This is a genomic window from Rudanella paleaurantiibacter, assembly GCF_009184635.1.
In the GTDB taxonomy this organism is placed as follows: domain Bacteria; phylum Bacteroidota; class Bacteroidia; order Cytophagales; family Spirosomataceae; genus Rudanella; species Rudanella paleaurantiibacter.
This window is the reverse complement of record NZ_WELI01000005.1, coordinates 139,374-165,177: the sequence shown is the minus strand read 5'-3', so window position 1 is coordinate 165,177 and position 25,804 is coordinate 139,374. Positions and strand designations below refer to the sequence as shown.

24 protein-coding genes are annotated in these 25,804 nt (G+C 53.0%); 18 read left to right on the top strand and 6 right to left on the bottom strand.

The features are described from left to right. Nucleotides 1-60: 60 nt before the first annotated feature. The 7 genes from F5984_RS12825 to F5984_RS12795 all read left to right on the top strand — a co-directional run bounded on the left by F5984_RS12825 (nucleotide 61) and on the right by F5984_RS12795 (nucleotide 6,662). A complete protein-coding gene (locus F5984_RS12825) occupies nucleotides 61-1,356 on the top strand; it encodes a tetratricopeptide repeat protein (RefSeq protein WP_246168953.1) in 1,296 nt (431 codons plus the stop codon). A gap of 45 nt (nucleotides 1,357-1,401) precedes the next feature. After that, entirely contained in the window at nucleotides 1,402-3,345 is a 1,944-nt protein-coding gene (thrS, locus tag F5984_RS12820; protein ID WP_152124673.1) for a threonine--tRNA ligase, read from the top strand. Between the two features lie 242 nt (nucleotides 3,346-3,587). Continuing rightward, nucleotides 3,588-4,145: a translation initiation factor IF-3 gene (gene infC / locus F5984_RS12815; protein ID WP_019986547.1), complete on the top strand. Its 558-nt coding sequence runs from the start codon at nucleotides 3,588-3,590 to the stop codon at nucleotides 4,143-4,145. Nucleotides 4,146-4,329: 184 nt separating this feature from the next. Next, nucleotides 4,330-4,524 carry a 50S ribosomal protein L35 gene (gene rpmI, locus F5984_RS12810; protein WP_152124672.1) on the top strand — a complete coding sequence of 65 codons (195 nt, stop codon included), beginning with the start codon at nucleotides 4,330-4,332 and terminating at the stop codon, nucleotides 4,522-4,524. Nucleotides 4,525-4,704: 180 nt separating this feature from the next. Beyond that, nucleotides 4,705-5,049 carry a 50S ribosomal protein L20 gene (gene rplT / locus F5984_RS12805; protein ID WP_152124671.1) on the top strand — a complete coding sequence of 115 codons (345 nt, stop codon included), beginning with the start codon at nucleotides 4,705-4,707 and terminating at the stop codon, nucleotides 5,047-5,049. A gap of 176 nt (nucleotides 5,050-5,225) precedes the next feature. Continuing rightward, nucleotides 5,226-6,320, top strand: coding sequence for a Gfo/Idh/MocA family protein (locus F5984_RS12800; RefSeq protein ID WP_152124670.1), 1,095 nt, complete (start codon nucleotides 5,226-5,228; stop codon nucleotides 6,318-6,320). 99 nt (nucleotides 6,321-6,419) lie between these two features. Then, nucleotides 6,420-6,662, top strand: coding sequence for a hypothetical protein (locus F5984_RS12795; protein WP_019986551.1), 243 nt, complete (start codon nucleotides 6,420-6,422; stop codon nucleotides 6,660-6,662). Between the two features lie 131 nt (nucleotides 6,663-6,793). On the opposite strand, the gene F5984_RS12790 is transcribed toward F5984_RS12795, so the two are convergent. Next, nucleotides 6,794-7,984 (bottom strand): class I SAM-dependent rRNA methyltransferase, encoded by a 1,191-nt coding sequence (locus F5984_RS12790; protein ID WP_152124669.1) that lies wholly within the window; start codon nucleotides 7,982-7,984, stop codon nucleotides 6,794-6,796. Between the two features lie 227 nt (nucleotides 7,985-8,211). On the opposite strand from F5984_RS12790, the gene F5984_RS12785 reads away from it, so the two are divergent. Then, complete coding sequence (locus tag F5984_RS12785) at nucleotides 8,212-9,072, top strand: TIM barrel protein (RefSeq protein WP_152125078.1); 861 nt, start codon at nucleotides 8,212-8,214, stop codon at nucleotides 9,070-9,072. 96 nt (nucleotides 9,073-9,168) lie between these two features. On the opposite strand, the gene menB is transcribed toward F5984_RS12785, so the two are convergent. Both menB and F5984_RS12775 read right to left on the bottom strand, forming a co-directional pair. Beyond that, nucleotides 9,169-9,993 (bottom strand): 1,4-dihydroxy-2-naphthoyl-CoA synthase, encoded by an 825-nt coding sequence (gene menB, locus F5984_RS12780; protein WP_019986554.1) that lies wholly within the window; start codon nucleotides 9,991-9,993, stop codon nucleotides 9,169-9,171. A gap of 84 nt (nucleotides 9,994-10,077) precedes the next feature. Further along, entirely contained in the window at nucleotides 10,078-10,539 is a 462-nt protein-coding gene (locus F5984_RS12775; protein WP_152124668.1) for a DUF2452 domain-containing protein, read from the bottom strand. A 107-nt stretch (nucleotides 10,540-10,646) separates the two neighbouring features. Between F5984_RS12775 and F5984_RS12770 the strand changes: the two genes are divergently transcribed. The 3 genes from F5984_RS12770 to F5984_RS12760 all read left to right on the top strand — a co-directional run bounded on the left by F5984_RS12770 (nucleotide 10,647) and on the right by F5984_RS12760 (nucleotide 13,070). Next, a complete protein-coding gene (locus F5984_RS12770) occupies nucleotides 10,647-11,084 on the top strand; it encodes a QcrA and Rieske domain-containing protein (RefSeq protein WP_152124667.1) in 438 nt (145 codons plus the stop codon). 60 nt (nucleotides 11,085-11,144) lie between these two features. Continuing rightward, nucleotides 11,145-12,242 carry an AMP-binding protein gene (locus F5984_RS12765; RefSeq protein ID WP_152124666.1) on the top strand — a complete coding sequence of 366 codons (1,098 nt, stop codon included), beginning with the start codon at nucleotides 11,145-11,147 and terminating at the stop codon, nucleotides 12,240-12,242. Nucleotides 12,243-12,332: 90 nt separating this feature from the next. Further along, nucleotides 12,333-13,070: a hypothetical protein gene (locus tag F5984_RS12760; protein WP_152124665.1), complete on the top strand. Its 738-nt coding sequence runs from the start codon at nucleotides 12,333-12,335 to the stop codon at nucleotides 13,068-13,070. Here F5984_RS12760 and F5984_RS12755 read toward each other — a convergent pair. Then, nucleotides 13,042-13,677 carry a class I SAM-dependent methyltransferase gene (locus tag F5984_RS12755; RefSeq protein ID WP_152124664.1) on the bottom strand — a complete coding sequence of 212 codons (636 nt, stop codon included), beginning with the start codon at nucleotides 13,675-13,677 and terminating at the stop codon, nucleotides 13,042-13,044. The genes F5984_RS12760 and F5984_RS12755 overlap by 29 nt on opposite strands. A 132-nt stretch (nucleotides 13,678-13,809) precedes the next feature. On the opposite strand from F5984_RS12755, the gene F5984_RS12750 reads away from it, so the two are divergent. Beyond that, a complete protein-coding gene (locus tag F5984_RS12750; protein ID WP_152124663.1) occupies nucleotides 13,810-14,718 on the top strand; it encodes an LEA type 2 family protein in 909 nt (302 codons plus the stop codon). A 19-nt stretch (nucleotides 14,719-14,737) separates the two neighbouring features. Here the strand turns inward: F5984_RS12750 and F5984_RS12745 are convergent, their stop codons facing one another. Both F5984_RS12745 and F5984_RS12740 read right to left on the bottom strand, forming a co-directional pair. Next, nucleotides 14,738-16,258, bottom strand: a complete 1,521-nt coding sequence (locus F5984_RS12745; RefSeq protein WP_152124662.1) for a serine hydrolase — start codon at nucleotides 16,256-16,258, stop codon at nucleotides 14,738-14,740. Nucleotides 16,259-16,381: 123 nt separating this feature from the next. Then, nucleotides 16,382-17,638, bottom strand: coding sequence for an MFS transporter (locus tag F5984_RS12740; RefSeq protein WP_152124661.1), 1,257 nt, complete (start codon nucleotides 17,636-17,638; stop codon nucleotides 16,382-16,384). A gap of 259 nt (nucleotides 17,639-17,897) precedes the next feature. Between F5984_RS12740 and F5984_RS12735 the strand changes: the two genes are divergently transcribed. The 6 genes from F5984_RS12735 to F5984_RS12710 all read left to right on the top strand — a co-directional run bounded on the left by F5984_RS12735 (nucleotide 17,898) and on the right by F5984_RS12710 (nucleotide 25,751). After that, nucleotides 17,898-19,031, top strand: a complete 1,134-nt coding sequence (locus F5984_RS12735) for a Gfo/Idh/MocA family protein (RefSeq protein ID WP_152125077.1) — start codon at nucleotides 17,898-17,900, stop codon at nucleotides 19,029-19,031. Between the two features lie 110 nt (nucleotides 19,032-19,141). Then, complete coding sequence (locus F5984_RS12730; RefSeq protein WP_152124660.1) at nucleotides 19,142-20,287, top strand: Gfo/Idh/MocA family protein; 1,146 nt, start codon at nucleotides 19,142-19,144, stop codon at nucleotides 20,285-20,287. 67 nt (nucleotides 20,288-20,354) lie between these two features. Next, nucleotides 20,355-20,582: a DUF433 domain-containing protein gene (locus F5984_RS12725; protein WP_152124659.1), complete on the top strand. Its 228-nt coding sequence runs from the start codon at nucleotides 20,355-20,357 to the stop codon at nucleotides 20,580-20,582. Next, complete coding sequence (locus tag F5984_RS12720; RefSeq protein WP_152124658.1) at nucleotides 20,579-20,932, top strand: DUF5615 family PIN-like protein; 354 nt, start codon at nucleotides 20,579-20,581, stop codon at nucleotides 20,930-20,932. Before F5984_RS12725 ends, F5984_RS12720 begins: the two co-directional genes overlap by 4 nt. Before the next feature lie 13 nt (nucleotides 20,933-20,945). Next, nucleotides 20,946-21,998 carry a sugar phosphate isomerase/epimerase family protein gene (locus F5984_RS12715; RefSeq protein WP_152124657.1) on the top strand — a complete coding sequence of 351 codons (1,053 nt, stop codon included), beginning with the start codon at nucleotides 20,946-20,948 and terminating at the stop codon, nucleotides 21,996-21,998. A 333-nt stretch (nucleotides 21,999-22,331) separates the two neighbouring features. Beyond that, nucleotides 22,332-25,751: an ATP-binding protein gene (locus F5984_RS12710; protein WP_246168950.1), complete on the top strand. Its 3,420-nt coding sequence runs from the start codon at nucleotides 22,332-22,334 to the stop codon at nucleotides 25,749-25,751. The last annotated feature ends 53 nt before the right edge of the window (nucleotides 25,752-25,804 follow it).

Below are 25,804 nucleotides of genomic sequence, written 5' to 3'. Positions count from 1 at the left end.
CAACGAGTGAAAGAGCGAAGAAGTCTCGCCCCGGATGTTGAAAGAGTGCCGCCATTGACGTTGAACGAGCAATTTGAATTTACGACCGATACCTCTCTGAAAAAGCGACAACCGTTTTTTGGTGTGTATCCGTATGTGGCAACGTTTCGGCATTGGTTACGGCACGCCCGACCGGTTGCATCACTCGCTTACGTATTTATTTTCTTGCTTTTTCTGTTCTCCTGCGGCACCGATCCCCGGCAACAGACCCGCATACCGCCTTTGCCTTCGGCGAATGATAGTTTGCGTACTGAAGCTGCCTTACAGGCACTAACGCGGGCCATCAACCAGTCTTCACCGGCTTCGGCCTATGCCAAACGGGCCCGTTTGTATCTGGAGATGGGCCGGTTGAAGGAAGCACTGACCGATATTGACGAAGCCATTGGCCGTAACAATACCGATGGTACGTACTATCTGATTCGGGCACGGGTTTTGCAAGGGCTTAAACAACCCCAGAAAGCCCTCGACAATGCGCAGCGTGCCGAGATTCTGGGGGCCGATAGCCCGGAACTGTACATCCTGATGGCCGATGTCTGGCAGCAGCGTAATCAGTTCGCTAAAGCACGGTTGTATCTGGCGAAGGCGTTGCAAATGGCGCCCTACGACGGTGAGGCTTATTTTTTCAATGGACTCATCACGGCCAAGCAGGGCGACACGTCTCAGGCACTGGCTTTGTATCAGCAGTCGCTGAAGCTGAAGCCCCGGTATCTGGAAACGTACAACCAACTGTCGTCTATCTACCGTTCGCTGGGTGATTTAGGGTCGGCCCTGACGTACAACGAGCAGGCTATCCGGTATTTCCCCGAAGACGCTCGGCTCACCTACGGGCGAGGGCTGATTTACCACGCCGGTGGCCGACTCGACAGTGCACTGACGTTTTACCGGCATACGGTGCAGATTGATCCGACGTATTATGCGGCTAACTTTCAGGCAGGCCTCATTTTGCAACGGTACCGGGCTTATTCACAGGCGTTGGCCAATTACAACCGAGTGCAGCAGCTGAATCCGCAATTTCCCCGGATTCACACGTACATTGGCTTCTGTCAGGAACAACTCGGCATGTATGAGCAGGCCGTAGCGTCGTACACCCAAAGTGCCCGGTTGAACCCGGCCGATGGGCAGGCTGTTGCAGGAATGTGGCGGGCCCAGCGCCGAATGTATAACCCAAACCCGTATAACTCCGTACTTTTGCCGGACGAAGACGGGAAATCGGCCACTTCGGAACCGAATGCGGCTCCGGTACAGATGGAGATACAGACCATCAAGCCCCGCACCCAACTATCTACCCCCGGCGACTCGACCCGGGCTAACCGGTAGGGATGCAGGCGTACTTATTTGACTACTGATTATTGACTATATCGTATGATTGCCCAGGATCAACTCATTCATGTAACGCTACCCGATGGGAGTGTTCGTGAATACCCAAAAGGAAGCTCTGGCCTCGACATTGCGCTGAGTATCAGCGAAGGGCTGGCCCGTAACGTGTTAGCGGCTAAAGTAAACGGAAAGGTGCAGGACGCAAACCTACCTATCGATACCGATGCCGAGGTGCAACTGCTCACGTGGAACGACCGTGACGGCAAAGCCACCTTCTGGCACTCATCGGCCCACCTGATGGCAGAGGCCCTGGAGGCACTCTATCCGGGCGTAAAACTGGCCATTGGTCCGGCCGTTGAAAACGGTTTCTATTACGATGTCGACTTTGAAGGTCGCCATTTCTCGCAGGACGACTTCAAGAAAGTTGAAGACAAAATGCTGGAGCTGGCTCGTCAGAAAAGCGAGTACATCCGTAAGCCAGTGCCCAAAGCCGACGCATTAACCTACTTCGAAGAAAAAGGAGACCCGTACAAAATTGAGCTTATTCAGGGGCTCGAAGATGGCTCTATTACGTTTTATACGCAGGGCGGTTTCACTGACCTCTGCCGGGGGCCGCACATCCCGAACACCGGTTTTATCAAGGCTGCCAAGCTCATGAACGTGGCCGGTGCTTATTGGCGGGGCGACGAGAAAAATAAAATGCTTACCCGGATCTACGGGGTCACCTTCCCAAAGCAGAAAGAACTCGATGAGTACCTGCACCTGCTGGAAGAAGCCAAAAAGCGCGACCACCGTAAGCTGGGTAAAGAGCTGGAGATTTTCACGTTCTCGGAGCGGGTGGGTGCGGGTTTGCCGTTGTGGCTGCCCAAAGGAGCCCTGATTCGGGAGCGGCTCGAAAACTTCCTGCGCAAGGCGCAGGTGCGGGCGGGTTACTCACCTGTAGTGACGCCCCACATCGGTAGCAAGCAGTTGTACGTGACCTCGGGTCACTGGGAAAAATACGGCGAAGATTCGTTTAAGCCGATCCGTACCCCCGACGTGGACGAGGAGTTCCTGCTCAAGCCCATGAACTGTCCGCACCACTGCGAAATCTACAAATCGAAGCCCCGCTCGTACCGCGACCTGCCCCTCCGCTTGGCTGAGTTTGGTACGGTGTACCGTTACGAGCAGTCGGGCGAGTTGCATGGCCTGACCCGGGTGCGTGGCTTCACGCAGGACGACGCCCACATCTTCTGCCGGCCCGATCAGGTGAAGGAAGAGTTTATGAAGGTGATCGACCTGGTGTTGTACGTGTTCAAATCGTTAGGCTTCAACGATTACAGCGCTCAGATCTCGCTACGCGACCCCGAAAACGGCACCAAGTACATTGGCTCCGATGATTTGTGGGAGAAAGCCGAATCGGCGATCATCGAGTCGGCGCGTGAAAAAGGGTTGCCGACCGTGACTGAAAAAGGCGAAGCGGCTTTCTACGGACCCAAGCTCGACTTCATGGTGAAAGATGCCCTGGGCCGCAAATGGCAGTTGGGTACCATTCAGGTAGACTACAACCTGCCTAACCGGTTTGAACTGGAGTACGTCGGGGCCGATAATCAGAAGCACCGCCCGGTAATGATTCACCGGGCACCGTTTGGGTCGATGGAACGCTTTATCGCTATCCTGATCGAAAATACGGCCGGTAACTTCCCGCTGTGGCTCTCGCCCGATCAGATTGCGATTCTACCGATTTCAGAAAAGTACGAAGACTACGCCAACGAGTTGTTCTTTGCCTTGCAGGAAGGGGATATTAGGGGCTTTGTGGATTTGCGCGATGAGAAAATCGGCCGTAAAATCCGGGATGCCGAGGTAACAAAAGTTCCGTTTATGCTCATCGTGGGCGAGAAGGAACAGGCCGAAGGCAAAGTGTCGGTTCGTCGGAAAGGGCAGGGCGACCTGGGTGCGATGACGATTGACGAGTTTACAGCTTTGTTTCAGCAAGAGGTAAAGCCGTAACCGATCTGCAACCTCGCTGGCGAGACGTTAGACTCCACGATGGTGGAAGTCGGAAGAGTCTGACGTCTCCCTGTTTGTGGCCCGATTTTCTTTGTGGCCCGACGTACGAAAATTTAATATGTATTTTCTGGGGGTTATGGCTCAGTATTCATTGACAAGAACCGCCGAATTCTCTAATTTCCCGAACTTTTAACCACCTCCTGCGTTATCAGGGAGATATTTTGTACCACTAAACAGCATATATGGCATTACCCCAGCGGAGACCACCCCGGCGCGTGGTTGAAGAACCCTACCGAATTAATGACCGTATCCAGGCCAAACAGGTCCGGGTTGTCGGCGAAAACGTCGAACAGGGCATTTATGAGATTGACAAAGCCAAAGCTCTGGCAAAGGCGCAAAGCCTTGATCTGGTAGAAATCTCCCCCAACGCTGTTCCGCCTGTCTGCCGAATTATTGACTACTCCAAGTTCAAGTACGAGCAGAAGAAAAAACAGAAAGAGATTAAGGCTAACGCTCAGAAGGTCGTTATCAAAGAGATTCGCTTCGGCCCTAATACCGACGATCACGACTTTGAGTTCAAGCTGAAACATGCCCTTACGTTCCTCAAAGAAGGGGCAAAGGTGAAAGCCTACGTACAATTTGTGGGTCGGGCAATTGTGTTCAAAGAGCGCGGATTCCAACTCCTCGAACGGTTTGCCAAAGGCCTCGAAGAGGTTGGTAAGATCGAGTCGGAGCCAAAGCTTGAAGGAAAGCGGATGAGCATGTTCCTGGCCCCGAAAGTGGTGCAGGTGAAGAAGTAATAGATACTAGTAAGAAGAAAAGGAACGAAGGAGAGGAGGCTTTCACGCCTTTTCCCGTTCGTTCCTTTTCTTCTTATTCCCTTATTCGTATCTTTGCGGCCTGTTTACAAGAAGCCCGGTGATCTGAACAAGAAGATCCGGCGGTCCGGCGATCCGGTCAAAAACACATAAGCGGTTCAAACCAATGCCAAAAATGAAAACCAACTCGGCCGCCAAGAAGCGTTTCAAGCTGACTGGCACCGGGAAAATCAAGCGGAAGCACGCCTTCCACTCACACATTCTGACGAAGAAGACTACGAAGCAGAAGCGTAATCTGGCTCACTCAGCGCTTGTATTCTCAGGCGACGAGACCCGGATCAAAGCCATGCTCGGTATCTAATTTCGTTTGGAGCGTCTGCGCAAGCAGCCTCCGGTTCAATGTTTCACCCGACTACAGGCAACAAAAGAGTGGGCAGTAAGCAGTGAGCAGTAAGCAGAATAGGCTGGAGCAAAAGCTCTGCCACCTGCCAACCGCCACCTGCCAACTGATCTGCCGCCTACGTCAAAAAACAACTAACAAATGCCACGTTCCGTCAATCACGTTGCCTCACGGGCGCGTCGGAAAAAAGTAATGAAGCTGGCCAAAGGCTTTTTCGGTCGGCGTAAAAATGTATGGACGGTAGCCAAAAACGCCGTTGAGAAAGCATTAGTCTACGCGTACCGCGATCGGCGCGCCAAGAAGCGGGATTTCCGCTCGCTCTGGATTCAGCGTATCAACGCCGGTGCTCGTCAGCACGGTACTTCATACTCTGCCCTGATGGGTGCTCTGAACAAATCAGGAATTGAATTGAACCGCAAAGTTCTGGCCGACCTGGCTATGAACCATCCTGAAGCGTTCAAAGCCGTTGTTGATCAGGTTAAGTAAACAGCCCTGAGTCGAAACGACTGATTATAAAACCCCCAGCCAACCGGTTGGGGGTTTTTCGTTTTAGCCAGTTTAGTCGTCATGTCCGGCTTGGGAAGATAGTAAAACTCCAGCGGCCGACTTGCCTTCTTCGCATCTTTACGCCAAATTGGCTACATCTAAATCACAACCGAATTATGGCTTCTCGTCGCACTGTTTTACAAACATTAGCTCTGGGTACTACCGCTGGTATGTTAGCTCCCGAAACCCTGCTGGCGCAGAGCGCGCCCAAAAAAGATAAGCTGGGAGTAGCACTGGTCGGGTTGGGCTACTATAGCACTGACTTACTGGCGCCGGCCCTTCAGAAAACGGAGCATTGCTATCTGGCGGGTATCGTAACCGGCACACCTGCCAAAGCCGAAAAGTGGAAAAAGCAGTACAACATTCCCGACAAGAATGTGTACAACTACCAGAACTTCGATCAGATTGCCAACAACCCCGATATTGATGTCGTGTACGTTGTGTTGCCGCCTTCGATGCACCGGGAGTATGTTGTGCGGGCTGCCAAAGCCGGTAAGCACGTGTGGGTGGAAAAACCCATGGCCGTGACCGCCAAAGAGTGTCAGGATATGATTGACGCCTGCAAAAAAGCCGGAGTATCCTTGTCTGTAGGCTATCGGCTTCATCATGACCCTAACACACAGGCTTATGTAAAGTTTCTGCGTGATGGAAAGCTGGGGAAAATCAGCATGGTGAATTGCTCGGCGGCTTATTACGACGGGCGCACTGATCACTGGAAGCAGAAGAAAGAGATGGGTGGGGGCGTTATGTATGATATGGGCGTGTATGTGCTTCAGGGAGCCCGGCTCGCTACGGGCGAGGAACCCATTGCCGTGACGGCTCAACAATACACAACCCGCCCCGACGTGTACCGAAATGGCCTCGACGAGACGTCGATGATACAGCTTGAGTTTCCGAGCGGGGCACGGGCGGTGCTGCAAACGAGTTATGGCATCAACATGAACTTTATGTACGTAATGGGCGAGAAGGGAATCTTGCGGGTGGAACCCTACTCGGCCTATAACGGTGTAAAAGGGAACGGCCCCGGTGGCTTTGCGTTTGATACGCCGTATCCGGTGCCCGGTCAGCAAACCCGGCAGATGGACGACGATGCTCTCGCCATCAAAAACAAAAAGCCCATGTTGGTACCCGGTGAAGAAGGGCTACGCGATATTCGAATTGTGGAGGCTGTGTACGAAGCCGCTCGGACGGGTAAGCGGGTGAAAATATAGGTCTGCTGTATCATTCGGGCAACTTTCTGGATTAATCGAATTTCCTGCCGCCCACGCACGCGGATTCTCTATTTTCGTATTCCCAAATCGCATGTGATTATGCAACCCGCCGAGTTTACGCAATTATCAACCGCTCAACAATTAGACATTCTGTATTATCAGGGTGATATTCTGGCCAATCGGTACGAAGAAGAGCACATCTTTTTACTCTATAGTTTGCACAACTTTTACGTTGAGCTTCGTCACGATGCCTACACCAATCAGTTGCAGGCCGTTTCGGCGTTTAAAGATACCGAGCAGCTGGAGGCTTACCTGCCGTACCTGACGGAAGAGGTGCTTTAATGGGGAATGAGTAATGGATAATTAGTGATGGATAATGAGTAATGTATAATGGATAATGGGCTGACGCGAGTATTTTCTCTGGCGTCAGCCCATTATTCATTATACATTACTCATTACAAATTTCACATCCCCTATTCGACCCACAGGACCAGGCCCTTTAGGTACCCACCTTCAGGGTGGAACAAGCTGACGGGGTGATCGGCGGGTTGGCTCAGATGATGCAATACACGCACCTGCCGACCGGCCTCAATAGCGGCTGCTACCACAGTATTGTAAAACAGCTCGCGGTCAACGACCTGTGAGCAGGAGAACGTAAATAGAATCCCCCCTTTGGCCACTCGTTTTAACCCTTCGGTGTTGAGTCGCTTGTAGCCCTGCACTGCCCGGTGCCGTGCCGAAATGTTTTTGGCATAGGCCGGTGGGTCGAGCACAACCAGGTCATACTGCTCTGGGTGCGCTTTCAGGTAGGTCATCACATCCTCGGCAATAGCCTCGTGCTTATCTTCATTCACCCCGTTGAGGGCTACGTTACGATTGGTGAGATCGATGGCTTTCTGCGAAACGTCGACCGAGTGTACCTGCTCCGCTCCCGCACCAAGCGCATACACCGAAAAGCCTCCTGAGTAGCAAAAGGCATTGAGTACGCGCTTGCCGTGTGCGTAGCGAGCCAACAGTTGCCGGTTGTCGCGCTGATCGAGGAAAAAGCCAGTTTTTTGGCCCGTCACCCAGTCGACCCAGAAACTGTGGCCATTTTCGTGGACTTCGTGTGGTGTGTCGGCTGTGCCCAGCAGATAGCCATTCTGCACGGTTTGGCCGTAAATATCCGGTACGGTATCGGCACTTTTGTCGTAGACGGCAATCAATTGGTCGCCGTACACATTCTTGAGCGCTTCGGCAATCAGGTGTCGCTCGCGGTGCATCCCGATGGAGTGGGCCTGCACCACGGCCACGCCATTGTAATAATCGATAATCAGTCCTGAGCAACCGTCGCCTTCACCGTGCACCAGGCGGTAGCAGTCGGTTTGTTTACCGGGTAGCGTGGCAATGATGGCCTCGCGGAAGTGCCGGATGCTGGTTAGCTTCTGGGTCCAGTAATGAACATCGGGAATGATACGTTCGAACGAAAAAATCCGGACGGCAATGCTCCCGTCGTGGTAATGGCCCGTTGCCAGATAATTTCCTTTTTTATCAAAAACCTCAACTACGTCGCCATCCGTCAGATTGCCTTCGTAGCGGCTAACGGCTCCGGAAAAAACCCAGGGGTGAAATCGGCGAACGGCTTCGTCGCGATTGGCCTGGAGGTATATTTTGGATAATTGCATGATATTGAGTTATAAGCCACCACGCCGAGGTTGCCAAAGAAGCAGGGCGATGTGGAGACCTTTACTTTTTAGCACTTGGTTAAACGCTGTGGCCCGCTGCGTGTCTCAGAGATGTAGCTCATTTCGGCAGGCGAAATTACGAAGATTTAGCGGGGCAACCCGTAAGTTTGGGGGTAATCTGCCTTTTGGGCATATACGTTGTTCCTATTTACCAATCTAATATGTCGATCAATCGTCGCGATTTTCTCAAGCGTACCGGTGTACTGGCTGCCGGTGCCTTCGCTCTTAACCAGACAGCCGCGCTGGCTGCCAAGAACATAGGTGTTTTTGGGGTACAGTTGTACAGTGTTCGGGGAGTACTGCCCGCTGATCCGAAAGGTATTATGACCCAACTGGCGCAGATGGGGTACCGTCAGTTTGAAAGCTATCAGGGTAACCAGGGCTTTTTGTGGGGGATGAGCCCGAAAGAAATAAAGTCGTTCCTGAACGACATTAATGTAAAGATGGTTAGTACGCACTTCAACTACGGCGGGCAAGCTAATAAGCCCGATGAGTTGAAGAAAAGCTTCGATATGGCGGCCGAGGCTGGCCTGACTTACGCGTTGTGCCCGTACATCGGGGCTCAGAAGTCATTTGACGACTGGAAGCGTATTGCCGATGGGTTTAACAAAGCGGGCGAACTGGCCCGGCAGAGTGGGGTGAAATTTGGCTACCATAACCACGACTATTCGTTTAAGGCGCTCGATGGTAAAATTCCGCAGGAGTATCTGCTGGCCAACACGGACCCGAAAAATGTGCTATTTGAACTGGACCTGTGCTGGATTGACGTGGCCGGGCAGAACCCGGTGGAGCACCTGAAAAAATATGGCAAACGGTACGAGTTATGCCATATTAAGGATTACAAAAAAGAAAACGGCAAACCCGTTCAGAATGACCTCGGCAAAGGGAACGTTGATTTCAAAACAACCCTCAAAACGGCCCGCGACAACGGCATGAAATACTTTATCGTGGAGCAGGAGGAGTACCCAACTTCGCCCATGGAAAGTATGAAAATGGACGCGGAGTATATGAAGAAGCTGTCTGTTTAATGCATAATGATGAATGCGTAATGCATAATAGTCTAACGAGATTCCATTCTTCCGTGAGGCCATTATGCATTACGCATTCATCATTACACATTCCAATTACGGGAACTTCGGAAACTTGCTAAAGTCTGGTTTCCGCTTCTCCAGGAAGGCATTTTTACCTTCTTTGGCTTCTTCCGAGAGGTAATACAACAGGGTGGCATCGCCCGCCAGTTGCTGTATACCGGCTTGCCCGTCGAGTTCGGCGTTGAAGGCTGCTTTGAGCATCCGCAGGGCAATGGGGCTCTTTTCGAGCATCTTCCGGCACCACTCAATGGTGGTTTCTTCCAGCTTATCGAGGGGCACTACTTTGTTAACGAGGCCCATGTCCAGGGCTTCCTGGGCGTTGTACTGATCGCAGAGGAACCAGATCTCGCGGGCTTTTTTCTGGCCCACCACCCGTGCCAGGTACGAGGCACCAAAACCACCGTCGAACGAGCCTACTTTGGGGCCCGTTTGTCCGAACCGGGCGTTTTCAGCCGCTATGCTAATATCGCACACCACGTGCAGTACGTGACCACCGCCAATGGCGTACCCAGCCACCATAGCTACTACTGGCTTCGGAATCCGGCGGATCTGCATTTGTAGGTCGAGTACGTTCAGGCGAGGTACCTGATCTTCACCGATATAGCCACCGTGGCCCCGTACCGACTGGTCACCGCCTGAACAGAAGGCCTCACCGCCTTCGCCCGTCAGGATAACCACGCCAACGCGCTCGTCTTGCCGGGCAATTTCCATCGCTTCCGACATCTCCTTCACCGTAAGCGGGGTAAAGGCATTCCGCTTGTGGGGACGGTTAATACTGATCTTGGCGATCCCTTCGTAATACGAGAAAATGATCTCTTTGTACTCCTTGATAACCTCCCAGGGGTAGTTGCTTTGCATAGTTTTGAGGAGTGAGGAGTAAGGAGTGAGGAGTGAGGAGCCTTCGGCTGGAAATTCGCGTCAGCTCTCCTCACTTCTCGCTCCTCACTCCTCGTTTACTGTTACATTATGATACTGTACATCCCACGTATGATCGGCCATCATCCGGACGGTGGCGAGGCAACGTTCAAAGGGAAATTTACGGCCCCATTCGTTCGGAGCTATCATCGATAGCAGGTCGGTGCCGTTTTTGCGGGTGTAAAAATAATAGGTATGCCCCACAACGGGCTCGAAGCTCATTTGGGCGGAGTAGATCCGTTCCGAAATCTCGACCCGGTTCCGAATTGCCGTGGCCTGTTCGGCCAGCAGTTGCATTTGTTTGTAGAGTTGGGACAGCTGGAGGTCGGTTTGCTCGCGCATGGCGGTCACCGCCCGCCCGGTTATTTTCCCCTTGTCTTCGGGGCGAATCACTGCTCCACCCGCTGTATGGGCGTACTCCATCAGACCGGGACTTTCGGCTACTTTCTCCGGTGCAATGGGGTTAATGATCACTTTGGCTTCTTCCATAATTGTTTGATAAACCCTTCGTGAATTGCCTTTGTTTTGGATTTACAGGGTTGCAGACCTGCGGTTCGCGGTTTATCGTTAGATTCGCATCAAAGATACAAAGCCACATGGAAGCTCTTTCAAAAACAATTGATCGACACACGTTTTTTCGGGTACTTGGGGCGGGTTTAGGGGTGGCTTGCCTAACCAGTTGCGAAACGAAAGCGGATGATCTGAGCCCCGCGAGCGATGTGCTCGACCTGACCATTCGGCTCGATGATGCCCGGTATGTTGACCTGCTCAAAAACGGTTTCTATGTGGTGGTAAACAACCGGGTGATCGTGGCCCACACCCAACCCAATCAGTACGTGGCGGTATCGCCCAAGTGTACGCATGAGGGTACGACGATTGTGTATCAGGCGAACAATAACGCTTTTTATTGCCCGCTCGACGGTTCGCGCTATGACCTTAACGGTAAGGTGATTAACGGCCCGGCGACGCAGCCGCTGGTGGTGTACAAGGTTTCAAACGACCAGAAAAGTAATACACTCCGCATTTTTGGGTAAGCCGTTGAGGCTCTACCATTGACCGATTCATGTGCCTCTGTGTGAGGTACTTTTTCCATTATGTACAGTTTCGACGGTCGGTTGCCAGTTGACGAATGGCCTTTACCTACCCACTCGTATGCAGAACGGGCGGTGGCGTTTGCACGAGCCTGGCAATCGGGGCAGACTACGTTTGTACTACATACCTCGGGTTCTACAGGTACCCCCAAACCCATTACGCTGACCCGTGCCCAAATGCAGGCCAGTGCCCTGCTTACAGGGCAGACCTTCGGGTTGCAGGCGGGCGATACCGCGCTTTGTTGCCTCAATACGGCCTATGTAGCGGGCACCATGATGCTGGTGCGGGCACTGACGCTCGGCCTGCGGCTGGTAATTGTTGAGCCGACGGGTAATCCATTGACGTTGGTTGAGCCGGGTAGTAACCCGTTCGATTTTATGGCCTTTGTGCCCCTTCAGTTGCAGGCTATACTGGAGCAAACGCCCGAAAAAGTCCAAATGCTGAACCGGGCCAAAGCTATTTTGCTCGGCGGGGCGGCTACGTCTCCGGCTCAGGAAGCCATTTTGCAGGCTATTTCGGCACCGGTGTATGCTACGTATGGTATGACCGAAACGGTGTCGCACATCGCTATCCGCCGGTTGAACGGTTCGGCTAAATCTGACTTTTTTACCGCCTTGGATGGGGTCGAGCTGCGAACAGACGCCCGGCAATGTCTGGCGATTCGGGCGGCTGCGAGCAATTTTGAGTGGGTGCAGACCAACGATGTAATTGAGTGGGTCGATGGGGCGGAGCCGGGTAAACGGTTTCGGATTCTGGGCCGGGCCGACTCAATCCTTAATACCGGGGGTGTTAAGGTACAGCCCGAACGGGTCGAGCGAATTGTGCAAATGGTGCTGGCCAATAGCCGGTTATCGCCCCGTTTGTTTGTGGCGGGTATGCCCGACGAGCGGTTGGGGCAGCGCGTTGTGCTGGTTGTAGAAGGGGAGGCCAGGACATTAGCGGAGCTAGAAAACCGGCGCAACGAATGGGCCGAGCAGGTTCGCCGGGAAATAGGCCCCTACGCTGTGCCGAAAGACATTATCTTTGTGGCCACGTTCTGCGAAACCCCAACCGGAAAAATTGACCGGGGTAAGACACTGCGCTCGCTCATCGGGCCGTAGTCACGGGGCCGCCTAATTATTTATTGGTCATGCGGAGAGGCTAGGGAGTTTCATCAACCCCGAATACGGACCATCAATGACCCAACTACTATGTTTAAAAACGTACAGATACGCTTCCAGACGGCCCGGTCACTTCCGGCTCCATACGCTTATTTCTTCACCCTGGCGGTTCGCCCGGCGTTTAAAGATTATCTCGCCGTTGACCTGAGCGTGGCCTACCCGGATCGCGAGGATATCGACGATGATGAGCTGATCGCTGAAGGGTACACCCGCGACGATGACTTTGCCTGGAACGGCCGCTTCGGGCTTGTGTGGCAACAGGCCATGGCGTCGCTGGTACAGAAAACAAAGCTGGAAGCGCTGAACGAAGAAGAACTGGACGAGGATGATGACTTTTGGGAGGTCTCTCTGACGGAAGAAGACGGCACACAGAAAACAGGAATGCCCGCCAACTATGAGGACTGGCAATACCTGATTCAGGAACTGATGCAGGCTACGTACGAAGCCGCCGGCCGTGAGCGACCTTTTGAGCTAACCTATGTTGAACCAGGCAAGGAGGGCGATCTGGAAGTGCAGATAACGGCTTCATTTGCCGAACGAACGGTAAAGGTACAAACCACACAAAACGGACGCTCGAAGGCGAAAACGCTACCCTGGAAAGCGCTTCAGTCTATTATGAGTACTATTTACGATGTGGATTTTGACCCCGAAGAAGCCGAACTGAAGCGACCCCGCCGGGCCGGTGCGTGGCTAAATCTGGGCACAGAAGAATGGTACGACGTTGAGCCTTACGAAGATATTACGGCGATGCTGCGGAAGATCGGCTAAACAATACCGAAAGCACCATACCGTTCACGGCTGCCTCCTGCGCGACAGAGGGCAGCCGTTGTTGTATCAGGGGGAGCCAATCGGGGAGCCGATTGCTACGTAAACCTGCCGTCCATCGAAAAAAAAGATGCATAGCTCCAACGAGCCCCCGTTGCCACCAGACGTTCGTCGGAACAAAGTCGGTAACGAGCCAGTAACCACCCGTGGCCAGGTGTTGGAGTAGTTGAGGAATCATGCGTTCGGCTAGCCACGACTCAGAAAACAGATCGAGGACAAAGGGCGTCAAAATGACCGAAAATGGCTCCTGCTGTGATAATGAGGCTTCGGTGCCCTGCCTGAACTGCACCCGGTTTCGGGCCGGATGGCGTTGTACCCGCTTCTCCGAAAGCGCCAGCATTTGGCCCGAGGCTTCGAGGTACAGAACATAGTCGGGGGCGCACTGGTCGAGCACCTGTTCGAGTAGCCAGCCGGTGCCGCCCCCCAGAATCAGCCAACGTCCCCCCGGTGGTAACCGGGGCAACAAGCGTATCTGAGCCCGTTGCAACGAACGACCGAAAACCAGTCGCGCCAGTGGGTCGTAGGCGGATGCTATGGTATCAAAAGTCATTTAGTTCATCGAAAATAAAGCGAATCCAGCCGTTTTGTGTTAACTGGTATGGATAATGAATATAAAAAAGGTAGACTAAATAGTTTTTTGCCAGGGTATCCGAAAGCCGCACATAACATAAACAGAAACGGGATGAAAAAGGGATGGATTGTAGCGCTTCTTTTGCTTTTTGTGGGGGCTATTGGCGCTTACGTGTGGTACAGCCGACTTAAACACGAAGCGCAGACTGAAGGGGGCGCCTATGATGATACGCTAAAACCGCGGCTGGAAATGAGCACCATAGAAATCACAAACATGGACGACGACGTGATTACGATGAATGTGAAAATGCTCATTGACAATCCTTTGCCGGTTGGCTTCAAAGCAAATAAACTGCGTTACACAGTATATATAGCCAAAACGCCCATCATTGAGGAGTCGTACGCCAAAACGGTCGAGATTGAGCCAGGCGATAGCACATTTATAACGCTACCGATGAAGCTGCAAAACAAAAAAATGATGGCCGTACTGAACGCGCTCGAGCAAAAAGACGTCGACAGTACGACCTACGGAGTGCGGGCCGCGTTTGATCTCGACGTACCTGTTTTGGGTGAGCGAACGTTTACACAGACGTTTGAAAAGCGATTACCAACGGTTTATGTACCTAAAATAAAAATAGAAGACCTCGACTTTGGCAAAATGGGTCTCAAGCGCACCGATGTGGCCGCTAAGGTGAGCATCGAAAATCGGAATAGCTTCCCAATCCAATTTACAGATACCCATTATCGGGTGTCGATTGACGGCAAAGAGATTGCTGAGGGCCACCAACCCGAACCGGTACTCATCAAAAAGCAGGCTACTACGTCTGTTGTGTTTCCCGTAACGATGAAGCCGGGCAATACGTTGAGCCTGTTACCTAAAATGCTATTCAACAAAAAGGATACGCCTTTTTTGGTGACCATGCAGAGCAAGCTGATTGCTGAGGGAGGCAACAAAATGCTCAACGAAAGCCGGATGAATACGGTGGTGCGGGGTACATTGGCCGACCTGAAAAAGGATTAGTTTGTAACTTCCGTCGACTTCAACGGTCTACTTTGGTAAACACGTACGGATCGTACTCCACGAAGTCGCTGGCTTTGATTTCCACACTCTTTACGGTAGTGCCGTCGAGCGTAAACCGGGCCGGAAATACGCCAAATGCCTGGTTGGAGTAGGTCAACCGAAAGGTGTTGTCGTCCATATACTCAAGCCGGGCTGTCATGCGTGGGTGATGCTCAAACAGAACGTCGAGCCCCGTACCGGCTGGCTTCAGCGTAATGCTTCCGTACAGTTCGTTGCGGTAGGTTCCGGCAAAGGCCGTGAGGGGCATCGGCGGTTTATTTCCTTTGGCAACCCGGTCGGCAAGGGCTTTGAGCGTAGCCTGCTCTTCGACCATGCCCACACGGGCCTGCTTCAGAAAAAAGTTGCTGCGATTGGTGTAGGGAACCCCCAGGTAGGCGTCCAGAATCTGATACCGCAAGGCTTCGAAAAAACTCTGATTGTCGTTGTTGGTGAGAATCGTAATAGCGAGTTTTTCTTCGGGTACAAAGCAGGTATTGGTTACGAAGCCGAAAGCTCCGCCGGTATGCCAGAAAATTTGCCGACCGGCATAATCGGCCGATAGCACGCCCAGCCCGTAGGTTTGAAAATGGCGGGGTAGTACCGTCGACTTCCGGCTCCCAACAATCGTGTTGGCGTCGCGGGTACGTTGAACCACACTCCAGGGTAAAATCCGTTGCCCGTTGAGCCGACCGCTGTCGAGCTGCATCATGAGCCACTGGCTCAGGTCTTTTACACTTGAAACCATACTGCCTGCCGGTCCTAAGTTATCGACTACATCGTACGGAATCCGGCGCAAGGCCCCAAAGCTGTTGGTATGCGGGCGGGCCATGTTAGGGCGGTTTTCGGCGCCGGCTGTGAGCATGTAGGTATTGGTCATGCCCAGTGGTTTAAGCAGGTTCGTTTCGATGTAAGCCTCCCACGATTGGCCGGTTACTTTTGGAATAATTTCGCCCGCTGTCACGAAGGCTGAGTTGCAGTAACCGTAATCCTGCCGAAACTGCCCGGTTGGTTTCAGAAGACGCATTCGCCGGATTACTTCGGCACGGGGCAGGTTGGTGTTCCAGAAGGTAAAATCGCCCTGAAACGTCTTGGTGCCCAGCCGGTGGCAGAGCAAATCGCGCACGGTAACCAGCGCTGTTGAGGTGGGGTCGTAGAGCCGATAATCCGGAAAAAACTTGGTCACCTTGTCGTTGAGCGACAGCTTTTTGTCTTCGTCCAGTTTGGCCAGCGCCGTACCCGTAAACAGTTTGGTGTTTGAGGCAATCAGAAACAACGTGTTTTCGTCGACGGGCTCATTTTTTCCGGCTTCGCGTACGCCAAACCCTTTCGAAAGAATTACTTTCCCGTCTTTGACAATCGCAATGGCAAGACCCGGAATCTGCCAGTCGGCCATACCGCGCCCAATGTAGCGGTCGAGGCTATCGGTAATGAAGGCGGGTGATTGGGCACGGAGGAGACAGGATGAAAGGAGGAGGGAGAAAAGGAGAAGCAGGGGTCTCATGGTGAAATTGTCGTAGAGTACAGGGGCGTTTCGTGATAAAATGAGACGCTGGAAACGCAAATAAACAAAAAAGCCCCGCAAGTTGCTGCGGGGCTTTTTGTACGGTGTAAAACCGTGTTGGAATTACAACTGAGGCTGCTGGGCTACCGCCGATTCGTCGACGTGGGTCACCTTGCGGTTGCGCATGAAGAACCAAAGCGCCGTGAAAGCCACGATCAGGATAATTGGGAAGGTGGTCATTTTGGCCAGTGTAGCCTGACCAGCGGCCAGCTCAAGCGCGTCGCCGGTTTGGCCAGCGGCTGACTGAACGGCCCGCTCTGCATCGATCCACCCACCGATGATGGGCTGGAAAATCGAAGTAGAGAACATACCAACACCCCCCATAACCGACATACCCAGGGCGCCCGAAGCCGGAATGCGCTCGGCCACGAAACCGATCATGGTTGGCCAGAAGTAGCATACGCCAATAGCGAAGAATACAGCCGCTACGTAAGCCATTGGACCCGTCACGCTGCTGAAGAGGTAAACACCGATGGCGGCAAAAACCGCTCCGCCGAGCAGTACACCCGTTTGGTCAAGCTTGTGAATGATAGGCCCACCGAAGTAACGGCCAACGGCCATCAGACCGGTTACCAACGCCAGAATCAGCAGCGGGCTTGCTCCAGACTTGCTCATAATCAGACCTACCCACTGCTGCGGACCGAACTCGCTGATAGCCGTCAGGGCCATGCAGCAGAACATGAAAATGTACAGCGGGGTCAGCATAGCCTGGAAGTTGCTGGCCAATGACGTTGAACCGGCCACTTTGGCGGTTGGGAATGTCTGACCGAAGAACAGGAATGCGTAGATAAGGGTTGGAATCATGATCACCCAAATCTGCGCCTGCCAGGGAAGGTTCAGGTTTTCAGGTCCCATGAACAGCGAGATCAGGCTACCTACCACAATGCCACCGGGGAACCACATGTGGAACCGGTTGAGCATTTTGTTCATGGTAACGCCCGAGTACATATCGGCAATCATAGGGTTACAGGCCGCTTCGGTGCAACCATTACCGATGCCAATCAAAAAGGTTGAAATCAGCAGCGTGGTGTAGCCCTGTGCGTAGATGGTGAGCAGAATACCCAGCAGGTGACACACAAACGCAATTTGCATGATCGTTTTGGGGCCAACGGTGTAGTACACCAGACCGCCGACGATCATAGAAATGGGGAAGCCCAAAAACCACATCGAGTTAATAAAACCCAATTGTTCGGCCGAAAGGCTTAGCTCGGTTCCTAACTGAGCAAGAATACCCGCCCGGATACTGAACGAGAACGCCGTGGTAATAAGAGCGAAGCAACTGGCGTAAAATAGTCGCGACTGATTGACAGCTTGGTTCATTTGGTAGACAATTAGGGGGTTTAGACTGGAGTTAAAGAAAGATCATCCAAAAAAGTAGGGGATAGGGCCAGATTACCCTTTATACCGTTCTTTTTGGCCAAAATTTTAGAAAAAAATGGATTTACGCTAATTTCCGGCCGTAAAAATTATCGCACTGTGCAACGGGTAAAGCGGTTCCTTTGGCCACTTTACTACCGTAGTGATTACGTTTCACAGCATCAACTTAAACAGTAGCAAGTATATGCATCGCAAATTGCGCATGGGTCAGATCGGGGGTAGCCTCGATGCGTTTATAGGAGCTGTTCACCGTCGGGCCGCCACATTTGATAACGAAATTGAGTTGGTTTGTGGTGTTTTTAGCCAATCACCCGAAAAATCGAAAGCTACCGGAAAGGCCCTGTATCTGCCCGATAACCGTGTTTATGAAAGCTTCGAGGAGATGATCCTCCGTGAAAAAGAATTGCCCGAAGGTGAGCGTATGGATTTTGTGTCTATTGTGACGCCTAACCATATGCACTTCCCTCCCGCCAAAATGGCCCTTGAAAATGGTTTCCACGTTATTTGCGACAAGCCGATGACGCTCAACCTGGAAGAAGCCAAAGAACTGGTGAAGGTGGTGGAGCAAACCGGGCTGGTGTTTGGCCTGACGCATAACTACACGGGCTATCCGATGATTAAAGAAGCCCGCGAAATCGTACGCAGCGGCAAGCTGGGTAAGATTCGGAAAGTGGTGGTCGAGTACCCACAGGGCTGGCTCTCGAAGTACGAAGAAGGCAACAATTACAAACAGGCGATCTGGCGCACCGACCCGACCAAATCGGGCGCGGCCGGTTGTATGGGCGATATTGGCACCCATGCCGAGAACCTGGCTGAGTACGTGACCGGCCTGAAAATCGACGAATTATGCGCTGACCTGAGCACGTTTGTGCCGGGCCGTTTGCTCGACGACGATGGCAACGTGCTGCTCCGGTTTGAGGGCGGGGCTAAAGGTGTGCTGCACGCCAGTCAGATTTCAAACGGCGAGGAGAACGCCCTGAAAATCTACGTATACGGTGAGCTTGGCGGCCTGGAGTGGCATCAGATGGAGCCCAACACCCTGCACTACAAATCGCAGGAAGGCCACCGGCTGTTGCGCCCGGCCGTAGGTGATTTGAGCGCGGCAGCCAAAGCGCACGGCCGGATGCCATCGGGCCACCCCGAAGGATTCTTTGAGGCATTTGCTAATATTTACCGCAACTTTGCCTTTGCCGTAAAAGCGCACATGAACGGTCAGCAGCCTGATCCGCTGTACGATTTCCCATCGGTGTACGATGGCGTTCGCGGTTTGGCGTTTATTGATACGGTGCTGGCGTCGAGCAGCTCTAATGAAAAGTGGACAAAGTTTATTGAGTGATTGAGTGAATGAGTGAAAGAGTGGGCTGGCGCAAGTAACCTGCCGGATGTACCTCTCTCTCACTCTTTCGCTCTTTCACTCATTCACTCTTTAATTATAATTCTTAATCAATGCAAAAAATCCAAGTTGGTGTTGTTGGTACTGGGTTCATCGGCCCTGCTCACATTGAAGCACTCCGTCGGTTACCCAATGTTGAAGTCGTTGCCCTCTGCGAAGTGACGCAGGAGCTGGCCGAATCGAAAGCCGCTCAACTGGGTATTCCCCGCGCTTACACGTTCGATGAACTGCTCAAGCAAGACGACATTCAGGCCGTGCATATCTGTACGCCTAACTTCCTGCATTACAGTCAGTCGAAAGCGGCTTTGCTGGCGGGTAAGCACGTCATTTGCGAAAAACCCCTGGCCAAAGATCTGGCCGAAGCCGAGGAACTGGTAGCTCTGGCCAAGCAAACGGGTCTGGTCAATGCCGTTCACTTCAACCTGCGGTATTACCCGCTGGTGCGCCAAATGAAGGTGATGCGCGAAAAAGGCGAACTGGGCGAGGTGTACAGCATTATTGGCTCGTACCTGCAAGACTGGCTCTTTTACGAGACCGACTACAACTGGCGTCTTGAGCCCGATAAGTCGGGCGATTCGCGGGCTATTGCCGACATTGGCTCGCACCTGATGGATATTCTGGAGTATGTGACGGGTGTGAAGACAACCGCCGTGATGGCCGACTTCAATACCATTCACAAAACCCGTAAAAAGCCGTTGAAGCCCGTTGAGACCTATTCGGGTAAGATGCTTCAGCCGGACGATTACGCCGATGTACCCATCAACACCGAAGACCATGCCAACGTGTTACTGCGTTTCGACAACGGGAATCGGGGTGTGGTAACGGTGTCGCAGGTATCGGCCGGCCGTAAGAATCAACTGAAAATCGAGATTTCGGGCTCTAAGAAAACATTCGCCTTTGATTCGGAATCGCCGAACCAGCTCTGGATTGGTAACCGCGACGGCTACAACCAAACCATGACCGACGATCCGTCGCTCGTTCATGCCGAAACACGTTCGGTGATCAGCTTCCCCGGTGGGCACAACGAAGGTTTCCCCGATACCTCGAAGCAGATGTTCAAAGAGGTGTACGCAGCCATTGAAGCAGGTAAGCAACCGGAGAACCCCACGTACCCAACGTTTGAAGATGGCTACCGCGAACTGCTCATTTGCGAGCGGATTCTTGAATCAAGCCGGAAGCAAAGTTGGGTTGAAGTGTAGTTGAATTCAGTAACTTTACCAGAGCACACATCGTTATGTATGTGCTCTGGTAAACCTCTGAAGCGTCATGAACTATCGGGAAATTATATCTATAAATCCGAATATTCGATTCGGTCGCCCCTGTATAACAGGCACGCGTATCAGCGTATATGATGTGTTAGGTTGGATGGCTGCCGGTATGAATATTGATGAAATTCTGGATGATTTCCCGCACCTGACGCGTGAACAGATTCTGGCCTGTTTAGCCTGGGCTGCTGACCGCGACCATCATGTAAAAGTTGTCGTCAGCGAATGAAGCTTCTTTTCGACGAGAATATATCCTGGCGGATTGTCAAAAAAGTCATCTCTTTTTATCCCGGCTCAGAATCGTCGGTGAGGCTCCATTTATTGGGTCAAGAGGACAACCAGGTATGGGCAACAGCCTTGCGTGAGGGTTACAGCATCGTTACGTTTGACGATGATTATCCAGCGTTGAGTCAGCAGCGTGGATTTCCGCCCAAAGTGATTTTTATTCGTCCGGGCAATCTGCCAACACAGGTACTTGCTGACCTTCTAATCCGCAACTATGATACAATTCATGCTTTCCTGACCGATACAGAGGAAGAACGGGGTTGTATGGAATTAATTGATTTTACTCGCTTTTAGCTTACATAACCGCATGAAAACAATGAAAGGGCCAGGTGTTTTTCTGGCGCAATTCCTCGGAGATACAGCACCCTTTAACTCGCTCGAAAGCATTGCCCGCTACATGGCCGACCTCGGCTATAAAGGCATTCAGCTGCCTACCTGGGACCCGCGGGTGATTGACCTGAAGCAGGCCTCAGAAAGCAAAACGTATTGCGACGAGCTGAAAGGCAAACTCGCCGATATTGGCGTCGAAATCACCGAACTGTCTACCCACCTGCAAGGGCAGCTGGTAGCCGTTCACCCCTCGTACGCGGCCATGTTCGATGGTTTCGGGCCGGCCGAACTGGCGGGTAAACCAAAAGATCAGCAGGCCTGGGCCGTGAATCAGCTGATGATGGCGGCCAAGGCAAGCCAGAATCTGGGGCTTACCTCGCACGTGTCGTTTACGGGTGCCTTGTTGTGGCCGTTTATGTACCCGTGGCCGCAGCGCCCGGCCGGGTTGGTCGATACGGGCTTCACCGAACTCGCTAACCGCTGGAAACCAATCCTGGATGCGTTCGACGAAGCGGGTGTCAACGTCGGGTACGAACTGCACCCCGGCGAAGACGTGCACGACGGCGTTACGTTCGAAATGTTCCTCGAAAAGCTGAATAATCACCCCCGCGCCGGTATCAATTATGACCCGAGTCACTTCGTGTTGCAGTGCCTTGATTACCTGCAGTTTATCGACTTCTACCACGAGCGCATCTATGCATACCACGTGAAAGATGCTGAGTTCAACCCAACGGGTAAGCAGGGTGTGTACGGTGGCTTCCAGGGCTGGGTTGAGCGGGCCGGTCGGTTCCGTTCGCTGGGCGATGGTCAGGTTGATTTTGGCGGTATCTTCTCGAAACTGGCACAGTACAACTACGATGGCTGGGCTGTGTTGGAGTGGGAGTGTGCCCTAAAACACCCGGAGCAGGGAGCTGCTGAAGGTGCCCCCTTCATCGAGAGCCACATTATCCGGGTTACGGAGCGTGCGTTTGATGATTTCGCCGGTACCGGTGCCGACGAAGCATTCAACAAAAAAGTACTGGGCTTGTAAAACAACAGTCTCCAATACAAAAACGCCTGTCTGGTTATCAATGCCGGGCAGGCGTTTTGCGTTAGGGAGCTGTACATTCGTTAACAGCCATTCGGGCAGCGGGTAACAAGGCCAGTTAGTAAGGTTAACGGATCGATAAAAACTTTTCGGAGTCTGGGCCGTAATTTGTTTTAAATAATCAAGCAGGCAGTAAGAGATACTAAGGCTGATACCGGCATTGTAGGTAATACAGGCAAGCGAGTGGGTTCAACGGGCCCTTCCGGCCGGGGCCGACTATCTCTGATTACTGGCGCGTTTAACCCCATATTGAGCTTCATATTGCCTAATTCCATCATGACAGGAGCCGAAACGTCGAATCATTTTTTGGCGGGCGGTGGAGAAATGGGTGCCTTGATTCGGTCGATGGATTGGTCAAAAACCGCTCTTGGACCCGTCGACACCTGGCCGCAGAGTTTACGCACATCCGTTAGCCTATGTTTATCGTCTACCTTTCCCATTCTGATTGCCTGGGGGCCTGAAACGATCCAGATTTACAATGACAGTTACCGGCCGATTTGCGGAGCCAAACACCCCGAATCGATGGGGCAAAACTTTCGCATCTGCTGGGAGACCGCCCTGCCCGTTGTGGGCGACGCCTTTACACACGGGCAGCAGGGCGAGGGAACGTACATAAAGGATCAGCGGATGTTTCTGGATCGCTATGGCTATCTGGAAGAGACGTTTATGACCTTTTCGTTTGCGCCCATCCGCGACGAGTCGGGGCAGGTGGGGGGTATTTTTCACCCCATCACCGAGACCACCGACAAGATGCTCAGCGCCCGCCGTACGCAGGTGCTACGGGATGTGGCCGCCCTGACCGGGCAAGCCAAAACGAAAGAGGCTATTTATGAAAACCTGGCCTTAGGCGAGACTGATTTTGCCCTCGATCTGCCATTTTTACTTGTTTATGAACTTGACGAAGAGGGTACTTATGCCCGCTTAGCTAATGCGGTTGGGCTATCCCAACAGTACCCGGTACCTGCTCATCTGTTGGAGCTGAACGTAGCCCAAACCGACTGGCTGTCTGAGTTGTCGAACACGCTGGTAATTAATGATTTGCTGGGCAAGATGGCTCCGTTGGAAGCAGGGCCGTACCCCGAACTACCCCACACGGCGGTACGGTTACCTATTCGTTTGTCCACTCGTGCCGAGCCGGTTGGCTTTTTGGTAGCCGGGGTAAGCCCGCGTCGGGCGCTCGATCCTGATTACCTCACGTTTTACGCCATGCTGGCCAATACGATTAGTACGGCTTTCTCGAACGTATATGCGTATCAGGAGGAGCAGAAACGGGCCGAGGCACTGGCCGCTATCGACCGGGCCAAGACGGCCTTTTTTAGTAACGTAAGCCACGAGTTTCGGACGCCCCTTACGCTCATGCTGGGGCCCTTGGAGGAGCTTTTACAACGGGCCGATGTACAGGTCTCGGATGTGAAAGAGCCGATTGAAACCACGCACCGCAACGCGCTTCGGTTGCTCAAGCTGGTCAATAACCTGCTCGATTTTAGCCGTACCGAAGCCGGACGTACGCGGGCTACCTACCGGCCGGTCGATCTGGTTGGGCTCACGGTCGATCTGGCCAGTAGCTTTCGTTCACTCATCGAGCGGGCTGGTTTGCAATACACCGTCGATTGCCAACCCCTGCCGTCGGTGGTGTATGCCGATGCCGAAATGTGGGAAAAAATAGTTCTCAATCTTTTATCTAACGCCTTTAAATACACCCTGGAAGGAGAGATTCGGGTAGCTCTGACGGCAGAAGGCAATGAAGTCGTACTGCGGGTATCTGACACCGGGATCGGGATTCCGGCGCACGAGCTTCCGCACATGTTTGAGCGATTCCACCGGGTAGAGCAGGCTGGTGGGCGTACCTACGAGGGTAGCGGAATTGGTTTGTCGCTGGTGCATGAGCTGGTGCAGATGCACGGGGGAACAATCGCCGTAACGAGTACCGAAGGGGAGGGGAGTACGTTTACCGTTCGGTTGCCGCTCGGTAAGGCGCATTTGCCGGGCGGTCAGGTTGTAGAGGAGGTTCACACCAACAGATTAAGCCCGCTGACCGAATCGTTTTTGAAAGAGGCAGGCACGATGCTGGGCGAGATGCCCGTAGCGATCGAGTCAGGTGAGCAGGACGCAAACGCACCCAAAATCCCCATTCTTGTTGTCGACGATAACCCCGATATGCGGGGCTACCTGACCCGGTTGCTCCAACCGTCGTTTGAGGTTCGGACCGCCGTGAACGGGGCTGATGCACTTGAACAACTGAAAACGTTTGAACCTCAGCTGATTCTGAGTGATATCATGATGCCCGTAATGGACGGTAAAGCCTTGCTTCAAAACCTGAGGCAGAACCCGGCAACCGCTCAAATTCCGCTTATTTTTCTGTCAGCGCGGGCGGGGCAGGAGGCACGTATTGATGGGCTGGAAGCCGGGGCCGACGATTATCTGGTCAAACCGTTTTCGGCTCAGGAGCTACTGACCAAAGTCCGGGCTCAAATTGCCCTTAACCTGTCGCGTCGGCAAAGCGAAACCCAATTGCGGAATCTGGTCGAACACGCACCGGTGGCTATGCTGCTGGTAAAAGGTGATAATCTGGTGGTCGAACTCATCAATCAGGCTATGCTCGATCTGGTACAGCGTGAGGGTGAGGTGCTCGGAAAACCCTTACAGGAAGCCCTGCCCGAACTGGTGGGGCAGCCATTTATAGATCGTTGCCAACAGGTGTTTCAGACGGGCGTGCCCGATCAGGGATGGGCTGTCCCTGTACCGATAAACCGGAATGGGCAGCTCGAAACGGCGTATTTCAATATGCTGCTCACGCCGTATTACGAAGGGAATACCCGAACGGGGGTACTTGAAATATGCACTGACGTTACTGAACTGGTGTTGGCGAGTCAGGCACTGGCAGGTAGCGAAGCGCGATACCGGCAACTATCGGCTGAGCTTGATTTACAGGTGCAACAGCGTACGGCGGAGTTGCAGGCGTCGGTGTATGACCTGCAACGCTCCAACGAAAACCTCCAGCAGTTTGCGTATGTAGCCTCGCACGATTTACAGGAGCCCCTGCGTAAAATCCAGTCGTTTGGCGATCTGTTGCAGAAACAATATGCCGATCAGTTGGGCGAGGGGGGCGAACATCTTACCCGGATGCAGGCCGCTGCGAACCGGATGTCGACACTGATTCGGGACTTGTTGAGCTTCTCCCGCATTTCGACCCGGCAGGAGGCCGTAGCCCCCGTCTCCTTAGCCCATATTTTGCAGGATGTGCTGGCCGATCTGGAAGTTACCATTCAGGAAACGGGCGCACAAATGCACATCGAGCCGTTGCCTACCGTTCCCGGCGACCGGTCGCAACTCCGGCAACTTTTTCAGAACCTGATCGCCAACGCGCTTAAGTTTCAGGCACCTGGCATTGCCCCGGCGATTTGGGTGCGCGAAGAACGGATAGAGGCCGCTGATTTGCCACCGACGGTAAAGCCTGCGCGTCGGGCGAGGGCGTTTCACCGAATTGACGTGAGGGATAACGGAATCGGCTTCGATGAGAAGTATGTCGACCGCATTTTTCAGGTTTTTCAACGATTGCACGGCCGCAATCAGTTTTCGGGAACGGGTATCGGGCTGGCCATCTGTCAGAAAGTAGCCAGTAATCATGGTGGGGCTATTGTCGCAAGCAGTCGGCCGGGTGAGGGAAGTACGTTTAGTTTGTATCTGCCTGTCTGACAGTTTGTTGTTGAGCCTGACGGGGTAGCTTCCTGCATTGGCCCATCTGCGAG

Excerpts from the sequence above, each read along its gene's own strand:
- F5984_RS12745 (WP_152124662.1), bottom strand. The coding sequence starts at position 16,258 with ATGAGACCCCTGCTTCTCCTTTTCTCCCTCCTCCTTTCATCCTGTCTC.
- F5984_RS12795 (WP_019986551.1), top strand. The coding sequence starts at position 6,420 with ATGCAACCCGCCGAGTTTACGCAATTATCAACCGCTCAACAATTAGAC.
- F5984_RS12755 (WP_152124664.1), bottom strand. The coding sequence starts at position 13,677 with ATGACTTTTGATACCATAGCATCCGCCTACGACCCACTGGCGCGACTG.
- F5984_RS12770 (WP_152124667.1), top strand. The coding sequence starts at position 10,647 with ATGGAAGCTCTTTCAAAAACAATTGATCGACACACGTTTTTTCGGGTA.
- F5984_RS12775 (WP_152124668.1), bottom strand. The coding sequence starts at position 10,539 with ATGGAAGAAGCCAAAGTGATCATTAACCCCATTGCACCGGAGAAAGTA.
- rpmI (WP_152124672.1), top strand. The coding sequence starts at position 4,330 with ATGCCAAAAATGAAAACCAACTCGGCCGCCAAGAAGCGTTTCAAGCTG.
- F5984_RS12730 (WP_152124660.1), top strand. The coding sequence starts at position 19,142 with ATGCAAAAAATCCAAGTTGGTGTTGTTGGTACTGGGTTCATCGGCCCT.
- F5984_RS12790 (WP_152124669.1), bottom strand. The coding sequence starts at position 7,984 with ATGCAATTATCCAAAATATACCTCCAGGCCAATCGCGACGAAGCCGTT.
- thrS (WP_152124673.1), top strand. The coding sequence starts at position 1,402 with ATGATTGCCCAGGATCAACTCATTCATGTAACGCTACCCGATGGGAGT.
- F5984_RS12710 (WP_246168950.1), top strand. The coding sequence starts at position 22,332 with ATGACAGGAGCCGAAACGTCGAATCATTTTTTGGCGGGCGGTGGAGAA.
- rplT (WP_152124671.1), top strand. The coding sequence starts at position 4,705 with ATGCCACGTTCCGTCAATCACGTTGCCTCACGGGCGCGTCGGAAAAAA.
- infC (WP_019986547.1), top strand. The coding sequence starts at position 3,588 with ATGGCATTACCCCAGCGGAGACCACCCCGGCGCGTGGTTGAAGAACCC.
- menB (WP_019986554.1), bottom strand. The coding sequence starts at position 9,993 with ATGCAAAGCAACTACCCCTGGGAGGTTATCAAGGAGTACAAAGAGATC.
- F5984_RS12750 (WP_152124663.1), top strand. The coding sequence starts at position 13,810 with ATGAAAAAGGGATGGATTGTAGCGCTTCTTTTGCTTTTTGTGGGGGCT.
- F5984_RS12720 (WP_152124658.1), top strand. The coding sequence starts at position 20,579 with ATGAAGCTTCTTTTCGACGAGAATATATCCTGGCGGATTGTCAAAAAA.
- F5984_RS12715 (WP_152124657.1), top strand. The coding sequence starts at position 20,946 with ATGAAAACAATGAAAGGGCCAGGTGTTTTTCTGGCGCAATTCCTCGGA.
- F5984_RS12760 (WP_152124665.1), top strand. The coding sequence starts at position 12,333 with ATGTTTAAAAACGTACAGATACGCTTCCAGACGGCCCGGTCACTTCCG.
- F5984_RS12800 (WP_152124670.1), top strand. The coding sequence starts at position 5,226 with ATGGCTTCTCGTCGCACTGTTTTACAAACATTAGCTCTGGGTACTACC.
- F5984_RS12765 (WP_152124666.1), top strand. The coding sequence starts at position 11,145 with ATGTACAGTTTCGACGGTCGGTTGCCAGTTGACGAATGGCCTTTACCT.
- F5984_RS12740 (WP_152124661.1), bottom strand. The coding sequence starts at position 17,638 with ATGAACCAAGCTGTCAATCAGTCGCGACTATTTTACGCCAGTTGCTTC.
- F5984_RS12735 (WP_152125077.1), top strand. The coding sequence starts at position 17,898 with ATGGGTCAGATCGGGGGTAGCCTCGATGCGTTTATAGGAGCTGTTCAC.
- F5984_RS12725 (WP_152124659.1), top strand. The coding sequence starts at position 20,355 with ATGAACTATCGGGAAATTATATCTATAAATCCGAATATTCGATTCGGT.